At 70.8% G+C, this 17,378-nt stretch carries 16 protein-coding genes and 1 riboswitch; of the genes, 9 read left to right on the top strand and 7 right to left on the bottom strand.

The window, feature by feature from the left end; genetic code table 11:
* Position 1 precedes the first annotated feature (1 nt).
* The 3 genes from ASE27_RS02735 to ASE27_RS02725 all read left to right on the top strand — a co-directional run bounded on the left by ASE27_RS02735 (position 2) and on the right by ASE27_RS02725 (position 3,277).
* Positions 2-1,270, top strand: coding sequence for an aminotransferase class I/II-fold pyridoxal phosphate-dependent enzyme (locus ASE27_RS02735; protein ID WP_056645467.1), 1,269 nt, complete (start codon positions 2-4; stop codon positions 1,268-1,270).
* Between the two features lie 157 nt (positions 1,271-1,427).
* Positions 1,428-2,435, top strand: a complete 1,008-nt coding sequence (locus ASE27_RS02730; RefSeq protein ID WP_056645464.1) for an ATP-binding cassette domain-containing protein — start codon at positions 1,428-1,430, stop codon at positions 2,433-2,435.
* Complete coding sequence (locus ASE27_RS02725) at positions 2,435-3,277, top strand: ABC transporter permease (protein ID WP_056645461.1); 843 nt, start codon at positions 2,435-2,437, stop codon at positions 3,275-3,277. Before ASE27_RS02730 ends, ASE27_RS02725 begins: the two co-directional genes overlap by 1 nt.
* An 83-nt stretch (positions 3,278-3,360) precedes the next feature.
* On the opposite strand, the gene ASE27_RS02720 is transcribed toward ASE27_RS02725, so the two are convergent.
* From ASE27_RS02720 to ASE27_RS02710, 3 genes are all read right to left on the bottom strand, one after another.
* Positions 3,361-4,308: a universal stress protein gene (locus ASE27_RS02720; RefSeq protein ID WP_056645459.1), complete on the bottom strand. Its 948-nt coding sequence runs from the start codon at positions 4,306-4,308 to the stop codon at positions 3,361-3,363.
* Positions 4,309-4,574: 266 nt separating this feature from the next.
* Positions 4,575-5,213 carry a C40 family peptidase gene (locus ASE27_RS02715; protein ID WP_231907562.1) on the bottom strand — a complete coding sequence of 213 codons (639 nt, stop codon included), beginning with the start codon at positions 5,211-5,213 and terminating at the stop codon, positions 4,575-4,577.
* A 149-nt stretch (positions 5,214-5,362) separates the two neighbouring features.
* A riboswitch (cyclic di-AMP (ydaO/yuaA leader) is annotated at positions 5,363-5,552 on the bottom strand.
* A 221-nt stretch (positions 5,553-5,773) separates the two neighbouring features.
* Positions 5,774-6,490, bottom strand: a complete 717-nt coding sequence (locus ASE27_RS02710) for a metal-dependent transcriptional regulator (RefSeq protein ID WP_056645453.1) — start codon at positions 6,488-6,490, stop codon at positions 5,774-5,776.
* A 132-nt stretch (positions 6,491-6,622) separates the two neighbouring features.
* Between ASE27_RS02710 and serC the strand changes: the two genes are divergently transcribed.
* Positions 6,623-7,756 carry a phosphoserine transaminase gene (gene serC, locus ASE27_RS02705; RefSeq protein WP_235534043.1) on the top strand — a complete coding sequence of 378 codons (1,134 nt, stop codon included), beginning with the start codon at positions 6,623-6,625 and terminating at the stop codon, positions 7,754-7,756.
* A 112-nt stretch (positions 7,757-7,868) separates the two neighbouring features.
* Here serC and ASE27_RS02700 read toward each other — a convergent pair whose 3' ends face one another.
* Positions 7,869-9,212: an MFS transporter gene (locus tag ASE27_RS02700; RefSeq protein WP_056645449.1), complete on the bottom strand. Its 1,344-nt coding sequence runs from the start codon at positions 9,210-9,212 to the stop codon at positions 7,869-7,871.
* The gene (locus ASE27_RS02695) at positions 9,209-9,676 is read right to left on the bottom strand and encodes a MarR family winged helix-turn-helix transcriptional regulator (protein ID WP_056645445.1); all 468 of its coding nucleotides are present in this window, start codon (positions 9,674-9,676) and stop codon (positions 9,209-9,211) included. Before ASE27_RS02695 ends, ASE27_RS02700 begins: the two co-directional genes overlap by 4 nt.
* Positions 9,677-9,783: 107 nt before the next feature.
* Here ASE27_RS02695 and ASE27_RS02690 point away from each other — a divergent pair, with 107 nt between their 5' ends.
* The gene (locus tag ASE27_RS02690; protein ID WP_235534045.1) at positions 9,784-10,251 is read left to right on the top strand and encodes a hypothetical protein; all 468 of its coding nucleotides are present in this window, start codon (positions 9,784-9,786) and stop codon (positions 10,249-10,251) included.
* A gap of 124 nt (positions 10,252-10,375) precedes the next feature.
* On the opposite strand, the gene ASE27_RS02685 is transcribed toward ASE27_RS02690, so the two are convergent.
* Together ASE27_RS02685 and ASE27_RS02680 are read right to left on the bottom strand one after the other, a co-directional pair.
* Positions 10,376-11,131: a DUF6270 domain-containing protein gene (locus ASE27_RS02685; protein WP_157257348.1), complete on the bottom strand. Its 756-nt coding sequence runs from the start codon at positions 11,129-11,131 to the stop codon at positions 10,376-10,378.
* Positions 11,128-12,231, bottom strand: coding sequence for an LCP family protein (locus tag ASE27_RS02680; protein WP_235535328.1), 1,104 nt, complete (start codon positions 12,229-12,231; stop codon positions 11,128-11,130). The genes ASE27_RS02685 and ASE27_RS02680 overlap by 4 nt, the downstream gene beginning before the upstream one ends.
* A 309-nt stretch (positions 12,232-12,540) precedes the next feature.
* Here ASE27_RS02680 and ASE27_RS02675 point away from each other — a divergent pair, with 309 nt between their 5' ends.
* The 4 genes from ASE27_RS02675 to ASE27_RS02660 are packed head-to-tail and all read left to right on the top strand — an operon-like array spanning position 12,541 to position 17,378.
* Positions 12,541-13,773 (top strand): glycosyltransferase family 4 protein, encoded by a 1,233-nt coding sequence (locus ASE27_RS02675; RefSeq protein WP_056646586.1) that lies wholly within the window; start codon positions 12,541-12,543, stop codon positions 13,771-13,773.
* Positions 13,770-15,518: a glycosyltransferase family 4 protein gene (locus ASE27_RS02670; protein ID WP_056645439.1), complete on the top strand. Its 1,749-nt coding sequence runs from the start codon at positions 13,770-13,772 to the stop codon at positions 15,516-15,518. The genes ASE27_RS02675 and ASE27_RS02670 overlap by 4 nt, the downstream gene beginning before the upstream one ends.
* Complete coding sequence (locus ASE27_RS02665; protein ID WP_082608420.1) at positions 15,515-16,456, top strand: ABC transporter permease; 942 nt, start codon at positions 15,515-15,517, stop codon at positions 16,454-16,456. The genes ASE27_RS02670 and ASE27_RS02665 overlap by 4 nt, the downstream gene beginning before the upstream one ends.
* On the top strand, positions 16,443-17,378 hold the full coding sequence (locus tag ASE27_RS02660) for an ABC transporter ATP-binding protein (protein ID WP_082608419.1): 936 nt from the start codon (positions 16,443-16,445) through the stop codon (positions 17,376-17,378). Before ASE27_RS02665 ends, ASE27_RS02660 begins: the two co-directional genes overlap by 14 nt.

Below are 17,378 nucleotides of genomic sequence, written 5' to 3'. Positions count from 1 at the left end.
GGTGACCACTCCTGCCTCTGACACCTCCACCCGCCTCGCCGAGTGGCAGCAGGCCTACGCTGACCTGCAGTCCCTCGGCCTGAAGCTCGACCTGACGCGCGGCAAGCCCTCCGCCGAGCAGCTCGACCTCTCCGACGCCCTCCTGGCACTGCCGGGCGCAGGAACGGTCACCGACGCCGACGGCACCGACGTGCGCAACTACGGCGGGCTCGACGGCCTGCCGCAGATCCGCCGCATCTTCGCCGAGCTGCTGGAGGTCCCCGTCGCCCAGCTCCTCGCGGGCGGCAACGCGAGCCTCACGCTCATGCACGACACGCTCGCGTTCGCGATGCTGTTCGGTCTGCCCGGCTCCGAGCGCCCCTGGTCCCGCGAGGAGAAGGTCCGGTTCGTGTGCCCGGTCCCGGGCTACGACCGGCACTTCGCGCTGTGCGAGGCGTTCGGCATCGAGATGGTGACCGTCCCCATGACGGCCGACGGTCCCGACGCCGAGGCCGTCGCGGCCCTCGTGGCGGACGACCCGAGCATCAAGGGCATGTGGGTCGTGCCCACCTACGCGAACCCGGACGGCTCGGTGGTCTCGCGCGAGGTCGCCCAGCGCCTCGTGTCGATGCCCGCCGCTGCGCCCGACTTCCGCATCATGTGGGACAACGCGTACGCGGTGCACCACCTCACGGACGTCGAGACCGAGTCCGCGCCCGCGCTCGCACTGGCCGCCGAGGCCGGCAACCCGGACCGCGTGCTGCTCTACGCCTCGACCTCCAAGATCACGTTCCCCGGTGCGGGGGTCGCGTTCCTGGGCGCCTCCCCGGCCAACATCGCCTGGTACAAGAAGCACCTCGCGGCCCAGTCGATCGGCCCGGACAAGATCAACCAGCTCCGCCACGCCGAGTTCTTCGGCGACGCCGAGGGCGTTCGTGCCCACATGCGCAAGCACCGGGACGTGATCGCACCCAAGTTCGAGGCCGTCGACACGATCCTGCGCGAGCGCCTCGGGACGGACGGTGTCGTGTCCTGGACCGCGCCGCTCGGCGGGTACTTCGTGTCGCTCGACGTCGTGCCGGGCACCGCGGCGCGCGTGGTCCAGCTCGCCAAGGAGGCGGGCATCGCCCTGACGCCTGCGGGGGCCACGTTCCCGTACGGCAAGGACCCGCAGGACGCCAACATCCGCCTGGCCCCCACCCTGCCCCCGCTCGACGAGGTCCGGGTCGCGATCGACGGTGTCGCGACGTGCGTGCTGCTCGCCGCGGCGGAGAAGGCGGCGGACGCCTGACCTGCACCGCTCCCGACGGGCGGCCCCGGACCTCTGGTCCAGGGCCGCCCGTCGTCGCATGATGGAGATCTCGGCCGCCCGGCACCGATGAGTTCTCACGCCGCCGCCGGTCGAACCTGGACAGACCCGTGCACCACCCACGACACAGGGAGCACGTATGACCAGCGCACCAGATCTCGCGATCGAGGCCCACGGCCTCGTCAAGCACTTCAAGGAGACCCGGGCCGTCGACGGGATCGACCTCGCCGTGCCGACCGGCACGGTCTACGGGGTCCTCGGTCCCAACGGCGCGGGCAAGACCACGGCAGTCCGCATGCTCACGACCCTCCTGCGCCCCGACGCGGGCACGGCCCACGTCCTGGGGCACGACGTCCTGGCCCAGCCCGACGCCGTCCGCTCGCTCGTGGGTCTCACGGGCCAGTACGCGTCGGTCGACGAGGACCTGACCGGCGCGGAGAACCTGATCGTCATCGCGCGGCTCTACGGGTTCTCGAAGCCCGCTGCGAGGCGCCGGGGCATGGACCTCATGGAGGCGTTCGGCATCGCCGAGGCCGCGAACCGGCCCGTCAAGACGTACTCGGGCGGCATGCGCCGCCGCATCGACCTCGCCGCGAGCCTCGTCATGAGCCCCCGGGTGCTGTTCCTCGACGAGCCGACCACGGGGCTCGACCCCCGCAGCCGCAACCAGGTGTGGGACATCGTGCGCGTGCTCGTGGCCGACGGCGCGACCGTGCTGCTCACGACCCAGTACCTCGAGGAGGCCGACCAGCTCGCGGACCGCATCGCCGTGATCGACCACGGCAAGGTCATCGCCGAGGGCACCGCGACCGAGCTCAAGCGCTCGGTCGGCGAGGGGTCGGTGAACCTGCGTCTCGCCGACTCGTCCGAGCGCGCCCGGGCCGCGGAGATCGTCGAGCGCGTACTGCGCGCGGAGGTCGTGCTCGCGCCCGACCCGTACGCGTTCTCGGCGCGCGTGCCCGACGACGGCGCGGACCTGGCAGCACAGCTCCTGCCCGCTCTCGCGGACGCGGGCATCGGGGTACCGGAGTTCACGCTCGGGCAGCCGAGCCTCGACGAGGTGTTCCTGGCGCTCACGGGCCAGCCGGTCGACGAGGAAGACCAGAACCGAAGTGGCACCACGAGCCACACCGAGGAGGTGGCCTGATGGCCGCGACCCAGACCGAGGTGATCACCACCCCGGAGGCACAGACGCTGCGCGAGGCCATCGCGATCGACCAGCACCCGACCCGGCCGTCGCCGCTCGCGAACACCCTGACGTTCGCGTGGCGGGCGCTGCTCAAGATCAAGCACGTCCCCGAGCAGCTGTTCGACGTCACGCTGACGCCGATCATCTTCACGCTCATGTTCACGTACCTGTTCGGCGGGGCGATCGCCGGGGACACGACGACCTACCTGCAGTACCTGCTGCCCGGCATCCTGGTGCAGACCGTCCTGATCATCACGGTCTACACGGGCTTCACCCTGAACACCGACATCACCAAGGGCGTGTTCGACCGGTTCCGCTCGCTCCCGATCTGGCGGCCCGCCCCGATCGTGGGCGCGCTCATGGGAGACACGGTCCGGTACACGATCGCGTCGGTCATCACGGTGGGCCTGGGGCTCGCGATCGGCTTCCGGCCCGACGGCGGGCTGGTCGGCGTCCTGCTGGCCGTCGCCCTGCTGCTGGTCTTCGCGTTCGCGATCAGCTGGATCTTCACGATCCTGGGCCTCGTGATGCGCACGCCCAACGCGGTCATGGGGGTCTCGATGCTGGTGCTCATGCCGTTGACGTTCGCGTCGAACATCTTCGTCGACCCGGACACCATGCCCTCGGCGCTACGCACCTGGGCCGAGATCAACCCCGTGAGCCACCTCGCGACCGCGGTCCGCGCCCTCATGGCCGGCACCGCCACGTTCGACCAGATCGGGTGGGTCCTGCTGGCCTCGGTGCTCCTCACGGCCGTCTTCGCGCCGATCACCATGCACCTGTACCGCACGCGCAACTGAACGCGCCCCGGCCGCCGGCGTGCCGGAGCGGGCGTGACCTCGAGATCACGCCCGCTCCGGCACGTCCACGCGGTGCGGTGTCGTCAGCCCTCCGCCGAGGCGCCCTTCGCCACCGGGGGCTTCTCGTCCTCGCAGCGCTTGGTCACGACCATGACGGGGCAGGCCGAGTGGTGCAGGACCGCCTGGCTCGTCGAGCCCAGGAGCAACCCCGTGAATCCACCACGCCCGCGCGACCCGACCACCACGAGGTCCGAGGCCGTCGAGAACTCCGTGAGGAGCTCGGCCCCCGTCCCGTCGAGCACGATCCGCTTGATGGGGACGTCGGGGTTCTCGGCCTCGTGCCGGTCCACGATGACGTTGAGCCCCTCGGTGATGTCGTCGAGGACCTGCTGGTGGTCGATCGAGGCCGGCAGCCAGGCGAGCAGCCCGGCCCCCGCCCCGACGGGCACGCCGGCGACGGCGACGAGCTCGGCGCTCCACGCCCTGGCCTGCTTGATGGCGTGCCGCAGGGCGATGTCGGCCGACGGTGAGCCGTCCACGCCGACCACGATCCGCTTGAGCGGCTGGATCGCCGGCAGCTCGCCGCCCTCCCCGCCCGACTTCAGGGGCACGACGACCGTAGGGCACCGCGAGTGAGCGGGCAGCGCCGACGAGACGGTGCCGAGCAGACGCTCGGTGAACCCACCCCGCCCGCGGGTCCCCACCACGACCAGGCTGTAGTCCTTGGAGAGCTCGACCAGGACACCGGCGGCGTCGCCGGTCGCGATCGCGGCGGTCGTCCTGACGCCCGCGGCCTCGGCCCGCTGGGTGGCCTCGGCCAGGACCGCCTTGGCACCCTCCTGGATCGCGGTGTCGTCCAGGGCCGCGTAGCCGCCGTCGAGCGAGGCCGCGGTGAAGGACGGGAGCGAGTACGAACACACGACGTGCAGGGGCCAGCCGACCTGGCGCGCGTACGCAGCCGCCCAGTCCAGGGCGTGCAGGCTGGGCTCCGAACCGTCGACCCCGACGAGCACGATCTCTGCACGAGTCATGGTTTCATCTCCTCCCGATGGTGAAGCACCATCCTGAGACAAACCTATCGAAAGAACAGGCAAAGTCCACCGAGACGCCGGACCCCCGGAGGGGCGGGTCGCTCCCTCGTCGGCGCACTGCGCTCCCACGGCCCGCCTGCCGTCGGCCCGGCCCTCGCTCCCCCGCGAACGACAGCACCCCGTCCCCCTGCACGAGGCAGGGTGACGGGGTGCTGTTCGAGCTGCGGAAGATCGCTCCCGCGAGGCTCAGAGGCCTGCGAGGGGACTCAGGCGACGCGGATGAACGTGGGGTTCGACTGCCAGATCTGACGGAACTGGATCGTCTTGCCGGGACGCGGTGCGTCGATCTGCATGTTGTCACCGGCGTAGATCGAGATGTGGCCGGGGGTCCAGATCAGGTCGCCGGGCTGAGCGTCGGCACGCGACACCTTGGTGCCGACGTTGCCCTGGGCGCTCGACTGGCGCGGGAGGGTGATGCCGACCTGCGCGAAGACGTAGCTCGTGAAGCCGGAGCAGTCGAAGCCGTCCGGGGTGGTGCCGCCGTAGACGTACGGGACGCCCACGTAGCGGCTGGCGATCGAGACGATCGCGCTGCCGTTGGCCGAGGCCGGGACGGAGACCGAAGCAGCCTTCTCGGTCGTCGACGTGGTGGCCGTGGTGTTCGCGGTGCGTGCGGCCGAGCGCGAGGAGGCCTGCGTGGCGCGCTCGACGACGGGCTCGGGCTCGGGCTCAGGAGCGGGGGTCACGGCGACGGCCGCGCTCTCGATCGTGAAGCCGGCCTCAGCGGCGACCGTGACGGACGGAGCGGACTCGAGCGCGGCGCGGGCCTGCGTCGTGAGTGCGTTCAGGTCGACGGTGTTGAGCTTGGCCGTGTCGTGGTCGACGGGCGCAGCGTTGGCGGGCATCGCGCCGAGCATCGAGACGATCAGTCCCGACGAGGCAGCGACGACAGCGGTGCGGCGGCCGACGGAGGAAGCCGTCGCCGCCGAAGCAAGGGTGGAAAGCGGGCGTCGCGCTGCACGGTGGCGTGCGCCGGTCGTGACTGCGTTCACTGGATACCTCTCCTGGACGCCTGCGAGGTCAGCTGTCGGGTTCGGGTGGGAGAATCACCCGGCCGTCAGGACCGAGGTCCGTCTGGCTTCACCCCAAGGGCACCGTTTCCGGTACCCGAATTTGGGTCCCCCGTCCCTGTCATCGGGTCGTGGTGCTCCTCGCGCGGTGACAGGGTTCGGCGTTCCGCGCAAGGGCCTCGACGGACGATTCATCCGTGAAGCAGAACCGAACGTACACGACCTCCGGGTGAATGTCACGTTCCCGTCACGACGCCCTGGAAAGGCCTGGTATAGCAGGACGAACCGGCACAAGATCGTTGCCCCGGGCACCCCGCGAAGGCGCCGAGAACACCGCCGCCCCGCACCCCACGAAGGGGGTGCGGGGCGGCGGCGGAACCCGTGGTGCGCTGCGCTCAGGGCGCCGTGACGAAGATGTGGCGAGCGACGTCGTCGGGCAGGTCGAGGACCGTCTCCGCACCCTCCGCGGACACCGTGAACGACCCCGCCTCCGGCGTGACGGTGACCTCCTGGCGGGGCAGGATGCCCGCGGCCGCGATGCGGGCCAGCAGGTCCGTGTCCGTCTGGAGCGGCTCGGCGATGCGCTGCACGACCACGCGCAGCCCGCCCGGCTGGCGTCCCGCGCGGTCCGCGGCGGCCACGTACGCCGGCAGGGACACCACGCCGTCGAGGTACTCGATCTCCTGGATGTCCTCACCCAGCTCCGAGAGCCCCGGGATGGGGTTGCCGTAGGGGTCGTAGTGCGGGTGGTCGAGCAGGCCGATGAGGCGCTTCTCGACGAGCTCGCTCATGACGTGCTCCCACCGGCAGGCCTCGACGTGCACGAACTCCCAGTCGAGCTTGATGACGTCCGTCAGCAGTCGCTCCGCGAGGCGGTGCTTGCGCATGACGCGCTGAGCCTTGGCGTGGCCGTCCGGGGTGAGCTCGAGGTGACGGTCCCCCGTCACGACGACGAGACCGTCCCGCTCCATGCGGGCCACCGTCTGGGAGACGGTGGGTCCCGAGTGTCCGAGTCGCTCCGCGATGCGCGCACGCAGGGGGACGATGCCCTCCTCGTCGAGCTCGTAGATGGTCTTCAGATACATCTCGGTGGTGTCGATCAGGTCGGTCACGTCGCGCTCCTGTCGCTTGGGGGCTTGGGGGCACCTGCCGCACCGGCGGGCCGCTGACCTTAGTTTAGGTCCGAGCCACCGACATTGTGGACGCCCGACGGTGTTCGCGCCAGGCCGGACTATCGTTGCCCTGTGCCTGAGCCCACCCAGATCACCGTCCCCCCGCACCTGCTGCCCAGCGACGGCCGCTTCGGCTGCGGGCCCTCCAAGGTCCGCGACGCACAGGTGCGCGCGCTCGTCGAGGCCGGCACGTCCGTGCTCGGCACCTCGCACCGCCAGGCACCGGTCAAGTCCCTGGTCCGCCGGATCCGCTCCGGGCTCACGGACCTGTTCGACGCCCCCGAGGGGTACGAGGTCGTGCTCGGCAACGGCGGGTCGTCGGCGTTCTGGGACGTCGCGACGCTGTGCCTGGTGCGCGAGCGCGCCCAGCACGCCGCGTTCGGCGAGTTCGGCGCCAAGTTCGCGACCGCGACCACCCGCGCACCGTTCCTCGAGCCCTCGCAGGTCGTCACCGCTCCCCCGGGGTCGGTCGCGCTCCCCGAGCTCGCGGACGGCGTCGACGTCTACGCCTGGCCCCACAACGAGACCTCGACCGGAGCCATGGCCCCCGTGCGCCGCGTGCCGGGATCGCGCGAGCAGGGCGCGCTGACGCTCGTCGACGCGACGTCGGGCGCGGGCGCCCTCCCGGTCGACCTCGCCGAGACCGACGTCTACTACTTCGCGCCCCAGAAGGTCTTCGGGTCCGACGGCGGGCTGTGGGTCGCGATCCTGTCGCCCGACGCCGTCGCGCGCCTCGAGGAGATCGAGTCCGGTGACCGCTGGGTCCCCGAGTTCCTCTCGCTCCAGGCGGCGCTGACGAACTCGCGCCTGGACCAGACCCTCAACACGCCGTCGGTCGCGACGCTCGTGACGTTCGCCGAGCAGGTCGACTGGCTCAACGAGCAGGGCGGCCTCGCATGGTCGAGCGCCCGCTCGGCGACCTCGGCACGCACGCTCTACGCGTGGGCCGAGTCACGCGAGTGGGCCACGCCGTTCGTGACGCGCCCCGAGGACCGGTCCACCGTCGTCGGGACCATCGACCTGGACGAGTCGATCGACGCGACCCAGGTCATCGCGGCGCTGCGCACCAACGGGATCCTCGACGTGTTCCCCTACCGCAAGCTGGGCCGCAACCAGCTGCGCATCGGGATGTTCCCCGCGATCGAGCCCACGGACGTCGAGCTGCTCACGCAGAGCATCGACTTCGTGGTCGACGCGCTGGCCTGAGCCCTGAGACACGACGCGGCCCGCCCCGGACGTCCGGGGCGGGCCGCGTCTGTGTGTGCGCCTGCTCGGAGCGATCGCTCGCCGCGGCCGCTCGGCCCGTGGCCGAGCGAGGTCAGGCTGCCTCGGCCACGTCCTGCGCGTCGTCGACGCCCAGCTGCCCGCGCGTGTCGCTGCGGCTCGCGCGCCGCGCAGCGCCGCCCACGGGGTAGGTCACCAGGAGGTGCGGGCGCTGCGTCACGCGGTAGCTGACCGTGAACTTCCAGTTCCGCATGGCCCAGATCGCCGCGCCCACCGAGACCAGGAGCGCCGTGATGGAGCCGATCCCGATCGCCCAGCGAGGCCCGTAGGCCTCGGCGATCCAGCCGACGATCGGTGCACCGACGGGCGTCGCCCCGAGGAACACGATCATGTACAGGGACATGACGCGCCCGCGCATGACGGGGTCCGTCGTCATCTGGATGGTCGTGTTGGCCGCGGTCATCATGGTCAGCGACGCGAAGCCGACGGGAATGCACGCGAGCGCGAACGTCGTGTAGCTCGGCATGAGCGCCATGACCCCGGTCGCGACCGCGAAGGCGAACGCCGACCCGATCACGAGCCGCACGCGCGGCCGTTCGCGCCGCGCCGCCATGAGGGCACCGGTCAGCGAGCCGATCGCGAGGATCGACCCGAGCATCCCGTACTCCCCCGCGCCCATGCCGAACTCGACGCGCGCCATCATGGCCGACGTGAGCTGGAAGTTGAGCCCGAACGTCGACACGACGCTCAGCACCACCATGATGACGATGATGTCGGAGCGACCGCGCACGTAGCGGATGCCCTCGCGGATCTGGCCCTTCTCGCGCGAGGCGCTGGGCAGTCTGTGCATCTCGCGCGTGCGCATGCGGGACAGCGCGAAGATGGTCGCGCCGAAGCTGATGCCGTTGATGATGAAGACCCAGCCCGTGCCCACCGCGGCGATCAGCAGGCCGGCGACGCCGGGGCCGATCAGGCGGGCCGCGTTGAACGACGCACTGTTGAGGCCCACGGCGTTCGAGAGCTTGTCGCTCGGCACCATCTCGGCGACGAAGGTCTGACGCACGGGGCCGTCGAGCGCGGACACGCACCCGAGCGCGAGCGCGAACCCGTAGACGTGCCACAGCTCGACGTGCCCCGAGAGCACCAGGGCGCCGAGCCCGAGCGCGAGCAGGCCCGAGGCGCCCTGCGTGGCCATGAGCATCTTGCGGCGCGGCAGGCGGTCCGCCAGGACGCCGGCCCACGCGGACAGCGCGAGGACGGGCGCGAACTGCAGGGCCGTGATAACGCCGACGGCGACGCCGGAGTTCGCCGTGAGCACCGTCAGGACGAGCCAGTCCTGGGCGATGCGCTGCATCCAGGTCCCGACGTTCGCGACGAGCGCGGAGCCGAACCAGAGGCGGTAGTTGTAGTACTTGAGGGAGGAGAACGTCGCGCTCATCGTGCGGCGATCCGGGTCAACAGGTCACTGGCGCGGGCCAAGGTCTCTCTTTCTTCGTGGGTCAGGCTGGTCAGCTGCTGGGTGAGCCACGCGTCGCGGCGGCGCCGGGTCTCCTTGACCTCGAGCACGCCGGCGTCGGTCAGCGCGACGACGACCTGGCGCCCGTCCGTGGGGTGCTCGACCTTGTGGACCAGGCCGAGCTCGACGAGCGCGTTCACGGTGCGCGTCATGGAGGGCGGCCGGATGCGCTCGTGCGTGGCGAGCGCGCCGGGGGTCATGCCGCCGTGCTTGTGGAGCACGGTCAGGACCCCGAACTGTCCCTCGGGAAGGTCAGCTCCTCCGCGCTGCGAGCGCAGCGCGCGCGAGACACGGGTCAGGGCGACGCGCAAGTCACCACCGAGGGTCGCGGGCCGACACTGCGCCTTCGTGGGGGACGAGGACGTGATCGGTTCCGCAGCAGGCATCTCTTTACCTTAACTCATTACCTTAGGTAAGGAAAGGGTTCGGGCGGGACGAGAACGCTCCCGACGGGGCACCCGACTCGCCCCGAACGTCCGCTATGGTGTGCGCCGTGCATCAGGAACTCACCCTCGCCGAGACGCTCCACCTCCTCGGGCTCATGGGCCGCAATCTGCCGTCCTTCATCACCTCCGTCTCGGGGCGCGACGACGCGCTCGACCTCGTCGCGGAACCGCGCCAGGTCAAGCGCCTGCCCGCCCCCCTCAAGCTCGCGACCCGCCTCGCGCCCACGGTCCGCGCCACGCTGCGCGTGGTCGAGGTGACCGACGGCGTCGCGACGTTCTCCGTGGACGCGCACGCGGGCGGCTTGCCCGCGCACAAGCTCCTCGGCCTCGCCGCGAGCCGGATCGAGACGGTCGTCACCGCCAAGGGGCTGCCGGCCGGCTCGGTACGCGTCCTGCCCGACGCGAGGATCGCGCTCGACGTCCAGCGTCTCCTCCAGGCCCGCCTCCCCGGCGCCAGCGTCGCGGACGTGTCGTTCCGGGACGGGCTCGTCGTGCTCGACGGAACCGCTGCCTGACCGACCTCCCTGGGCCCCTCGACCCGTCCCGCCGCTCAGCGACGCCCTGCGACGCTCAGCGGCGGGACCAAGCCACTGTTCAGTGGCGGGGCAGGCCGCTCTCAGCGCCCGGCGACGCCGTCGCTCAGCGGCGGGGCGACGCCGTCGCGCGGTCCAGCAGGTCGAGGAAGGTCCGGTAGTACTCCTCGACGTAGTGGACGGGCGAACGACCCCACCGGTGGTCGGGGTCACCGACCACGAGGTGCGCCGGCACCCGGACGAACTGGTTGGGCGCGAGATCCTGCCGCAGCCGCCCGTACATGTACTCGAGCAGATGGTTCGCGTCAGCGGACGCCTGGTAGTCGAACTGTGTCCCGTCGGCACATCGTTCTGCCCAGCGGGCCTGATGCACGACGATGCGGTCCGCCAGACCGGCCGCCCGTGCCTCGGCCATGAAACGACGACGACCGGCCTCCCAGGCCATGAGGAAGTCGATCGATCCGGGAACGACCCGGTGGAGGTCGGGCGAGATGCCGTCCGCACGCAGGAGCTCCGCCGACGGGGTCCCGACGCCTGAGCGGTCGTCCACCAGAAGCCCGTAGCGCTCGTCGACGAGGTCGACGACGATCACGTCCGCCTGCACGTCGGCGAGGTCGCGCCAGAAGTGCTTGCCCAGGTCGCGATCGACCATCCGCCGCTGGAAGGGGGACGGGATGGTCGAGGTTTCGACCCCCTGAAGGCCGTGGTCGGCGAACGCGCTCGCGAGCGAGCTGCGCGCGTAGTAGTCCACGAGCTGGAAACCCGACTCCCCAGGGAGCGCGAACGCATCGCGCGTGACACAGCTCCCGTGGATCAGGACGGACCGTGCAGCGCTACCTGTCGAGCTGTTCGGAGCCTTCACTTCACCGTCGCGGGGAGCACCGTGAGCACTCCCTTGTTCTCCTCGACGAACTGCGCGGCGGTGTCGCTCGCGAACGAGGCCATGAGGGGATCGAGCAGCTCACGGTTGAGCACCACGATCGACTGGCCGTCGGCCGAGCGCCCCGTGCCGTTGTGCGGAGCCGTGAGGAACGTGACGTCGTTGGTCGACAGCCCGCGCGCGCTCATGTACAGGTTCTGGATACGGTCCATCGTGAACTGCTCGTCGACCGCCACGGACTGGCTGAAGGCCGTGAAGAACGACGTCATGAGAGGCACGTCGTTCCGGTTGTTGTTGACCTTGGCAAGGATCGAGCGCATCCAGTTCTGCTGACGCTGCGCACGACCGAAGTCCCCGTTGGGCAGGCCGTGGCGCTGACGCGTGTAGGCGAGGGCCTGCTCACCGGTCATGATGTGCACGCCGGCCTCGAACTGGACCTTCTTGCCGTCGCTGATGTCCTCGGGGATGCGGATCTGCACGCCGCCCAGGGCGTCGGTCAGCGACGTGAAGGACGTGAAGTCGGTGAGCGCGAAGTGGTCGATCCGCACGCCCGTGAGCTGCTCGACGGTCTCGATCATGAGTGCCGGGCCGCCGTAGGAGAAGGCCGCGTTGATCTTCGCCTCGCCGTGCCCCGGGATCGGCACCCAGCTATCACGCGGGAACGAGACCACCTGGGCGGACTTCCGGTCGGCCGGCAGGTGGACGAGCATGATCGCGTCGGTGCGCTGCGCCCCCGCCTTCCACTGGGACGGGTCGCCCGCCGAGATGCGGCTGTCCGACCCGAGCACCAGGATGTTGACGGCCTCGTCGGGCACCTCGGGGTCGCTCGGCGCGGCCTCCGGCCGGTTCTGGATCCCCTCGAACGGGTCGGCCAGCTTCTCGATGTTGCTGTCGAGATTGTTCCGGAAGGCGACCACAGCCGCGACCCCGCCCAGGCAGAGCACCGCGACGAGCGTTCCGAGGACGATCAGCGCCGTCCTGGCGCCTCGCCTGCGCTTGCGGACATGACGGCGACCTGCCCCGACGTCGCCGGAACCTGGGGTGGACTCGGTCCCGACGGGGAGCAGCTCGTTGTCTGACACGGCAAGGATCTTAGGACACCGGCAGTGCTGCGGGTCCCGGAATCGGCGCCCTCGCGCGGATGTTCACCCCACCTACCCATCTCTTGGCGTACCAACGGTCCCCTGGCACGGAGATAGACTGTGGAGGTTTCGCGTCGAACACGTGGGACGCACGTGCAATATTTCGGGCCGAACCGGCCCAGACCACGAGCAGTGTCGATGCCGACCTACCGGGATCGCTGAGAGAAACCAGGGGACATGGCCGGTCGCGCACCGAGGGGGGCGCTCCACGCGCGGCGGAAGCCGTCGTCGGGGCATCGCGTCCTCCTCGTGACCCATCACTACGCGCCCGAGACGGGGGCCCCGCAGCGCCGTTGGGGAGCGCTCGTCGCCCGGTTCGTCCCGGCCGGAGTCGATGTGAGCGTCCTTACTCCGCCTCCGCACTACCCCTCGGGCATCCTCGCCCCGGGGTCCGAGGCGCACCTGCCCGGGACGGTGTCTCGTGGCGCGCACGGTGAGCGCATCATCCGCGTGCGCTACCGGGAGCACACGACCTCCCTGGTCTCGCGCACGCTGGACCATCTCGTGGCCGCCCTGAGCTCGATCCACCTCGGCTGGCGGCGTCTGCGTCGCCGTACCGTCCGCCCCACGGTCGTGATCGGGACCGTGCCCGGGATCCCCAGCATGTTCGCGGCCTGGGCGCTCGCACGGATCTTCCGCGCCGCCCTGGTCGTCGAGATGCGCGACGCCTGGCCGGACCTCATCCGCCCGAGCGGGATCATGACCGGTTCCCTCGCCCAGCGACGCCCTGGCCGGGCGTTCGCGACGACGCTCGCGCACCGGGCCATCACGCGGCTGCAGTCCCGTGCTGACCTGGTGGTGACCACCACCGAGACGTTCGCTGACGTCGTCCGCTCCCGTGGCGCTCGCAACGTGGCCGTCGTGCGCAACGGCACGGCCTTCCCCGTGGTCAGCCAGCCTGCCGTGGCTCCGGGCACGGATCTCGCACCCCGTCCGTTCCGCGTCGTCTACGCCGGGACGCTCGGCAGGTCCCAGGGGCTCGAGGTCGTGGTGCGCGCGGCTGCCGTGGTCGAGTCCCGTGGGCTGCCGATCGAGGTCAGGATCGTCGGCGCCGGCAACGACGCGACGCAGCTCGCCGCACTCGCCCGGTCGTTGGGCGCGCCCGTGACGATCGGCCCGCCCATCCCGCACGCCGAGATCGAGGCCCTCTACGGCTGGGCCGACACCCTGGTGGTCTCCCTGCGCAACTGGGAGCCGTTCCAGTGGACCGTGCCGTCCAAGCTGTACGAGGTCATGGCCTCTGGTCACCACGTCACGGCGTGCGTCGCGGGAGAGTCTGCCGAGCTGGTCCTGTCGCTCGAGGCGGGCGACGTGGTGCCCCCGGGGGACGTCGAGGCGCTCGCGAACCTCTGGGCGGGCTACGCCACGTCCGGGATCGCACCCGTCGCGAGCCACGCGGCCAGCGCGTGGGTCGCTGCCCACGCGAACGACGACGTCCTCGCCGAGACCTACCTCGCGCTGCTCGACGGCCTCGCCCGATGAGCCGCCGGTCCCCCGCGCGCGAGCTCGCGCGCAACGTCCGCTTCGCCGCGTCCTTCGCGACGCACGCAGTCCTCGACGACCCGGTATGGCTCGTGATCCAGGCCGTGCGGCGCTCGCCCGCCCGGGTCCGCGCCGTCGTGATCCGTGCGCTGGGGCTCGCACCGTCCCCCTCGGCCTCGCGCGCTCTCTCGCGCTACCTCGCGGGCGACTCGTCCGGTGCCGCCGACGAGTCGTCACGGCTGCTCCAGACGTCGGGCGGGCGCTCGCGCATCGGCGCCGAGGTCGCCGTCGCCGTCGGACGACCCGACCTCCTGGACGGCGTCCTCTCCCCCGGGCCCGCGGGCCTGCGGGCGCTGTGGCAGCGAGGGGACGTCGCGGCCCTGCGTGCTGCGCACGCGTCGGGTCGCGCCGAGAAGCGGGTCCTGGCGAGCCTGCTGGGTCAGGTCGAGGCGCTCGCGCCACGCGCGGAGGTCCGGCTGCGGGAGGTTGCCGCGCCCTCCCCCGGTCCGACGGCGCCGCTCGCCGTGCTGCACCACCTCACCAACTCGTTGCCGCACACCCAGAGCGGGTACACCCTGCGCAGCCACGCGGTCCTCACCGCGCAGCGCGACGGGGGGCTGCGCGTCGAGGCCACCACACGCGCGGGCTATCCCGTGACGATCGGCTCGTTGGGTGCGCGGGGCGTCGACGTGGTCGACGGGATCCCCTACCGACGGCTCATCCCGACCGGCCTGCCGAACGATCCGGCGCGCCGTTTCTCGGACGCAACGGACCTGCTGGTCCGGGCTGCGGAGAGGTTCGAGCCCGACGTCCTGCACACCACGACGCCCGGGACCAACGGAGAGGTCACGCGTGCCGCCGCGGAGCGGTTGGGGATCCCGTGGGTCTACGAGGTGCGCGGGCTGCCCGAGGAGACGTGGGTCGCGTCGCACGGCACGCCCGAGGCCCGGGAGGTCGCGGAGCGGTCTGAACGACGCGCTCTGCTGCGCGCCAAGGAGACCGAGCTCGCGGTAGCCGCCGATGCGGTGGTGACCCTGAGCGCGACCATGCGCGACGAGCTGGTCTCCCGAGGTGTCCCGGCCGAGCGGATCTCGGTGGTGCCGAACGCCGTGCGCTCGTCGCTCCTGGCCGAGCATCCGGCGCCCGCCGCTGCGCGTGCGTCGCTGGGGCTGCCCGAGGCGTCGTTCGTGGTGGGCACCGTGAGCAGCCTCGTCGGGTACGAGGGGCACGACACGATCCTGCACGCGGTCGCGCTGCTCCGGCAGCGCGGTCTGGACGTGACTGCGCTCGTCGTGGGCGACGGTGTGGCCCGGCCAGGCCTGCTGCGCCTGGCCGACGAACTGGGTCTGGGGCCGCACGCGGTCTTCCCTGGGCGTGTGCCGCACGCGCAGGCCGCGCTGTACATGGCGGCGCTCGACGCCTTCCTCGTGCCGCGCCGCGACGACCGCGTCACCCGCCTGGTCACGCCCCTCAAGCCGGTCGAGGCCATGGCGATCGGGCGTCCTGTGATCGCGAGCGACCTGCCGGCCCTGGCCGAGGTGCTCGACGCACCGCACGGGGGGCTGCTCGTCGCCCCCGATGACCTGCCCGGGTGGGCGGATGCGATCGAGTCGCTGCAGCACGACCCGGCCCTCGCCGGCGAGCTCGTTGCCCGAGGTCGAGTACTTGCGAGCGAACGCACGTGGGCGAAAAACGCGGATGCGTACCGGGGTATCTACCGAGGTTGCCTAGGATTCACCGCATGACCGCATCATCGAAGGCTCCCACGACGGGGCAGACGGAGGGGAAGGCCAGCCCGGTCGACCTCTACTCGATGCTCTTCGAGGGGCCCGAGACCAAGGTCGAGGTCATCTCGGCGGGGCGCCTGACGCGGGTCGGAGCCCGGCCGCCGTTGGGCGAGTACATCGCCCAGCTCTGGGACCGGCGCTACTTCCTGTGGGCCGACGCGCGGGCCAAGGTCACGAGCGGGACGCGCGAGACGCTGCTCGGCACGGCGTGGCTCGTGCTCAAGCCGATCCTGGACGGGCTGACGTACTTCCTGATCTTCGGACTGCTGCTGCAGTCCGGCCGTGGCATCCCCAACTTCTTGGGCTACCTCATCATCGGCACGTTCCTCTTCTCGTTCACGACGCGCTGCGTGACGGGGGGCGCGAGATCGATCACCGCGGGACGAAACCTCATTCGGGCATTCGCCTTCCCTCGTGCCGCGCTCCCGATCTCCGTGGTGCTCCGCGAGATGCTCAACATGATCCCGGTCCTGGGCGCGATGATCGCGCTGCTCCTGGTCCTCCCTCCATCCGAGATGCTCACGTGGCGGGTACTGCTCGTCCCTGCTGTCCTAGCGCTTCAGGTGATCTTCTGTACCGGTCTCGCGCTGCTGCTTGCGCGCGCTGCGGCCAAGGTCCCCGACCTCAACCAGCTCATCTCGTTCGCCATGCGCCTCTGGCTCTACGGTTCCGCCGTGTTCTTCTCCTACGAGAAGTTCATCGACCACCCGACGATCCTCTCGCTCATGGAAGCCAACCCGATGTTCATGGTGCTGAGCATGGTGCGTGACTGCCTCCTCTACGGCGAGACTCCCGCGGGATCCATGTGGCTGTCACTGAGCGCTTGGGCATTCGGCGCCCTCCTCGTTGGGTTCGTCGTCTTCTGGCAGGGGGAAGAGTCGTATGGTCGCCTCTGACCCGTTCGCCTCGGCGACCGTGGCGGTCCAGGACGTCCACGTCCGCTACCGCGTCCCGTCGACCGACGCGTCCGAACGGCGCCGGGCAAACCTCCTGGCTCGCGCCGCCAAGACGCTCCTGGGCCAGCAGCCCATGGTCTTGGTGCGCGCCCTCGCCGGCATCTCGTTCGTCGCTCGATCCGGTGAGCAGATCGGCATCGTCGGTCAGAACGGCTCGGGCAAGAGCACACTCTTGCGCATCATCGCCGGACTCGAGAAGCCGGCCCGCGGTCAGGTGCTCGCGGAGAGCACGCCGGTCCTGATCGGTGTCAACGCAGCCCTCGTCCCTGACCTGTCGGGCGAACAGAACGTCCGCCTCGGTTGCCTCGCCATGGGTCTCACCCCCGAGGAGACCGCCCTGGCTGTTCCGGACGTCATCAAGCTCGCCGGCCTCGGGAAGTCGATCTACCTCCCCATGAAGACCTACTCGTCGGGCATGGGCTCTCGCCTTCGCTTTGCGATCGCCACTGCAGCGAACCCGGACATCCTCTTGATCGACGAGGCACTTGCGACGGGTGACGCCGCGTTCAAGGAACGCAGCGAGGTGAGGATGGAAAAGCTCCGCGAGAACGCGGGCACGGTCTTCCTCGTGAGCCACGCCGCCCAGACCATCGAGGAGACCTGCACCCGCGCGATCTGGCTCAACCATGGGCGCCTCATCCTGGATGGGCCCGCCGAGGACGTCGCTTTGCGCTACCGCAAGTGGGCCTGGGCGATCGCCAAGGAGAAGCCCGAGGAAGCCAAGACCATCATCGAGGACGCGCTCAGCGAGCGTGAGGACACGTTCGTCAAGATCGAAGAACCACCGGGAAAGCTCTACACCCCCCGCCACGTACGAGGGCAGCGGCCGAACATCCGCGCCGACAAGACAGAGAGTAGGTAG

This window comes from Oerskovia sp. Root918, from assembly GCF_001428945.1.
Lineage (GTDB): Bacteria > Actinomycetota > Actinomycetes > Actinomycetales > Cellulomonadaceae > Oerskovia > Oerskovia enterophila.
This window is presented reverse-complemented; position numbering and strand designations above follow the sequence as displayed.

Coding starts and splice junctions, on each gene's coding strand:
- ASE27_RS02730 (WP_056645464.1), top strand. CDS start 1,428: ATGACCAGCGCACCAGATCTCGCGATCGAGGCCCACGGCCTCGTCAAG.
- ASE27_RS02715 (WP_231907562.1), bottom strand. CDS start 5,213: ATGCCCGCCAACGCTGCGCCCGTCGACCACGACACGGCCAAGCTCAAC.
- ASE27_RS02660 (WP_082608419.1), top strand. CDS start 16,443: ATGGTCGCCTCTGACCCGTTCGCCTCGGCGACCGTGGCGGTCCAGGAC.
- ASE27_RS02695 (WP_056645445.1), bottom strand. CDS start 9,676: ATGCCTGCTGCGGAACCGATCACGTCCTCGTCCCCCACGAAGGCGCAG.
- ASE27_RS02725 (WP_056645461.1), top strand. CDS start 2,435: ATGGCCGCGACCCAGACCGAGGTGATCACCACCCCGGAGGCACAGACG.
- ASE27_RS02700 (WP_056645449.1), bottom strand. CDS start 9,212: ATGAGCGCGACGTTCTCCTCCCTCAAGTACTACAACTACCGCCTCTGG.
- ASE27_RS02720 (WP_056645459.1), bottom strand. CDS start 4,308: ATGACTCGTGCAGAGATCGTGCTCGTCGGGGTCGACGGTTCGGAGCCC.
- ASE27_RS02670 (WP_056645439.1), top strand. CDS start 13,770: ATGAGCCGCCGGTCCCCCGCGCGCGAGCTCGCGCGCAACGTCCGCTTC.
- ASE27_RS02665 (WP_082608420.1), top strand. CDS start 15,515: ATGACCGCATCATCGAAGGCTCCCACGACGGGGCAGACGGAGGGGAAG.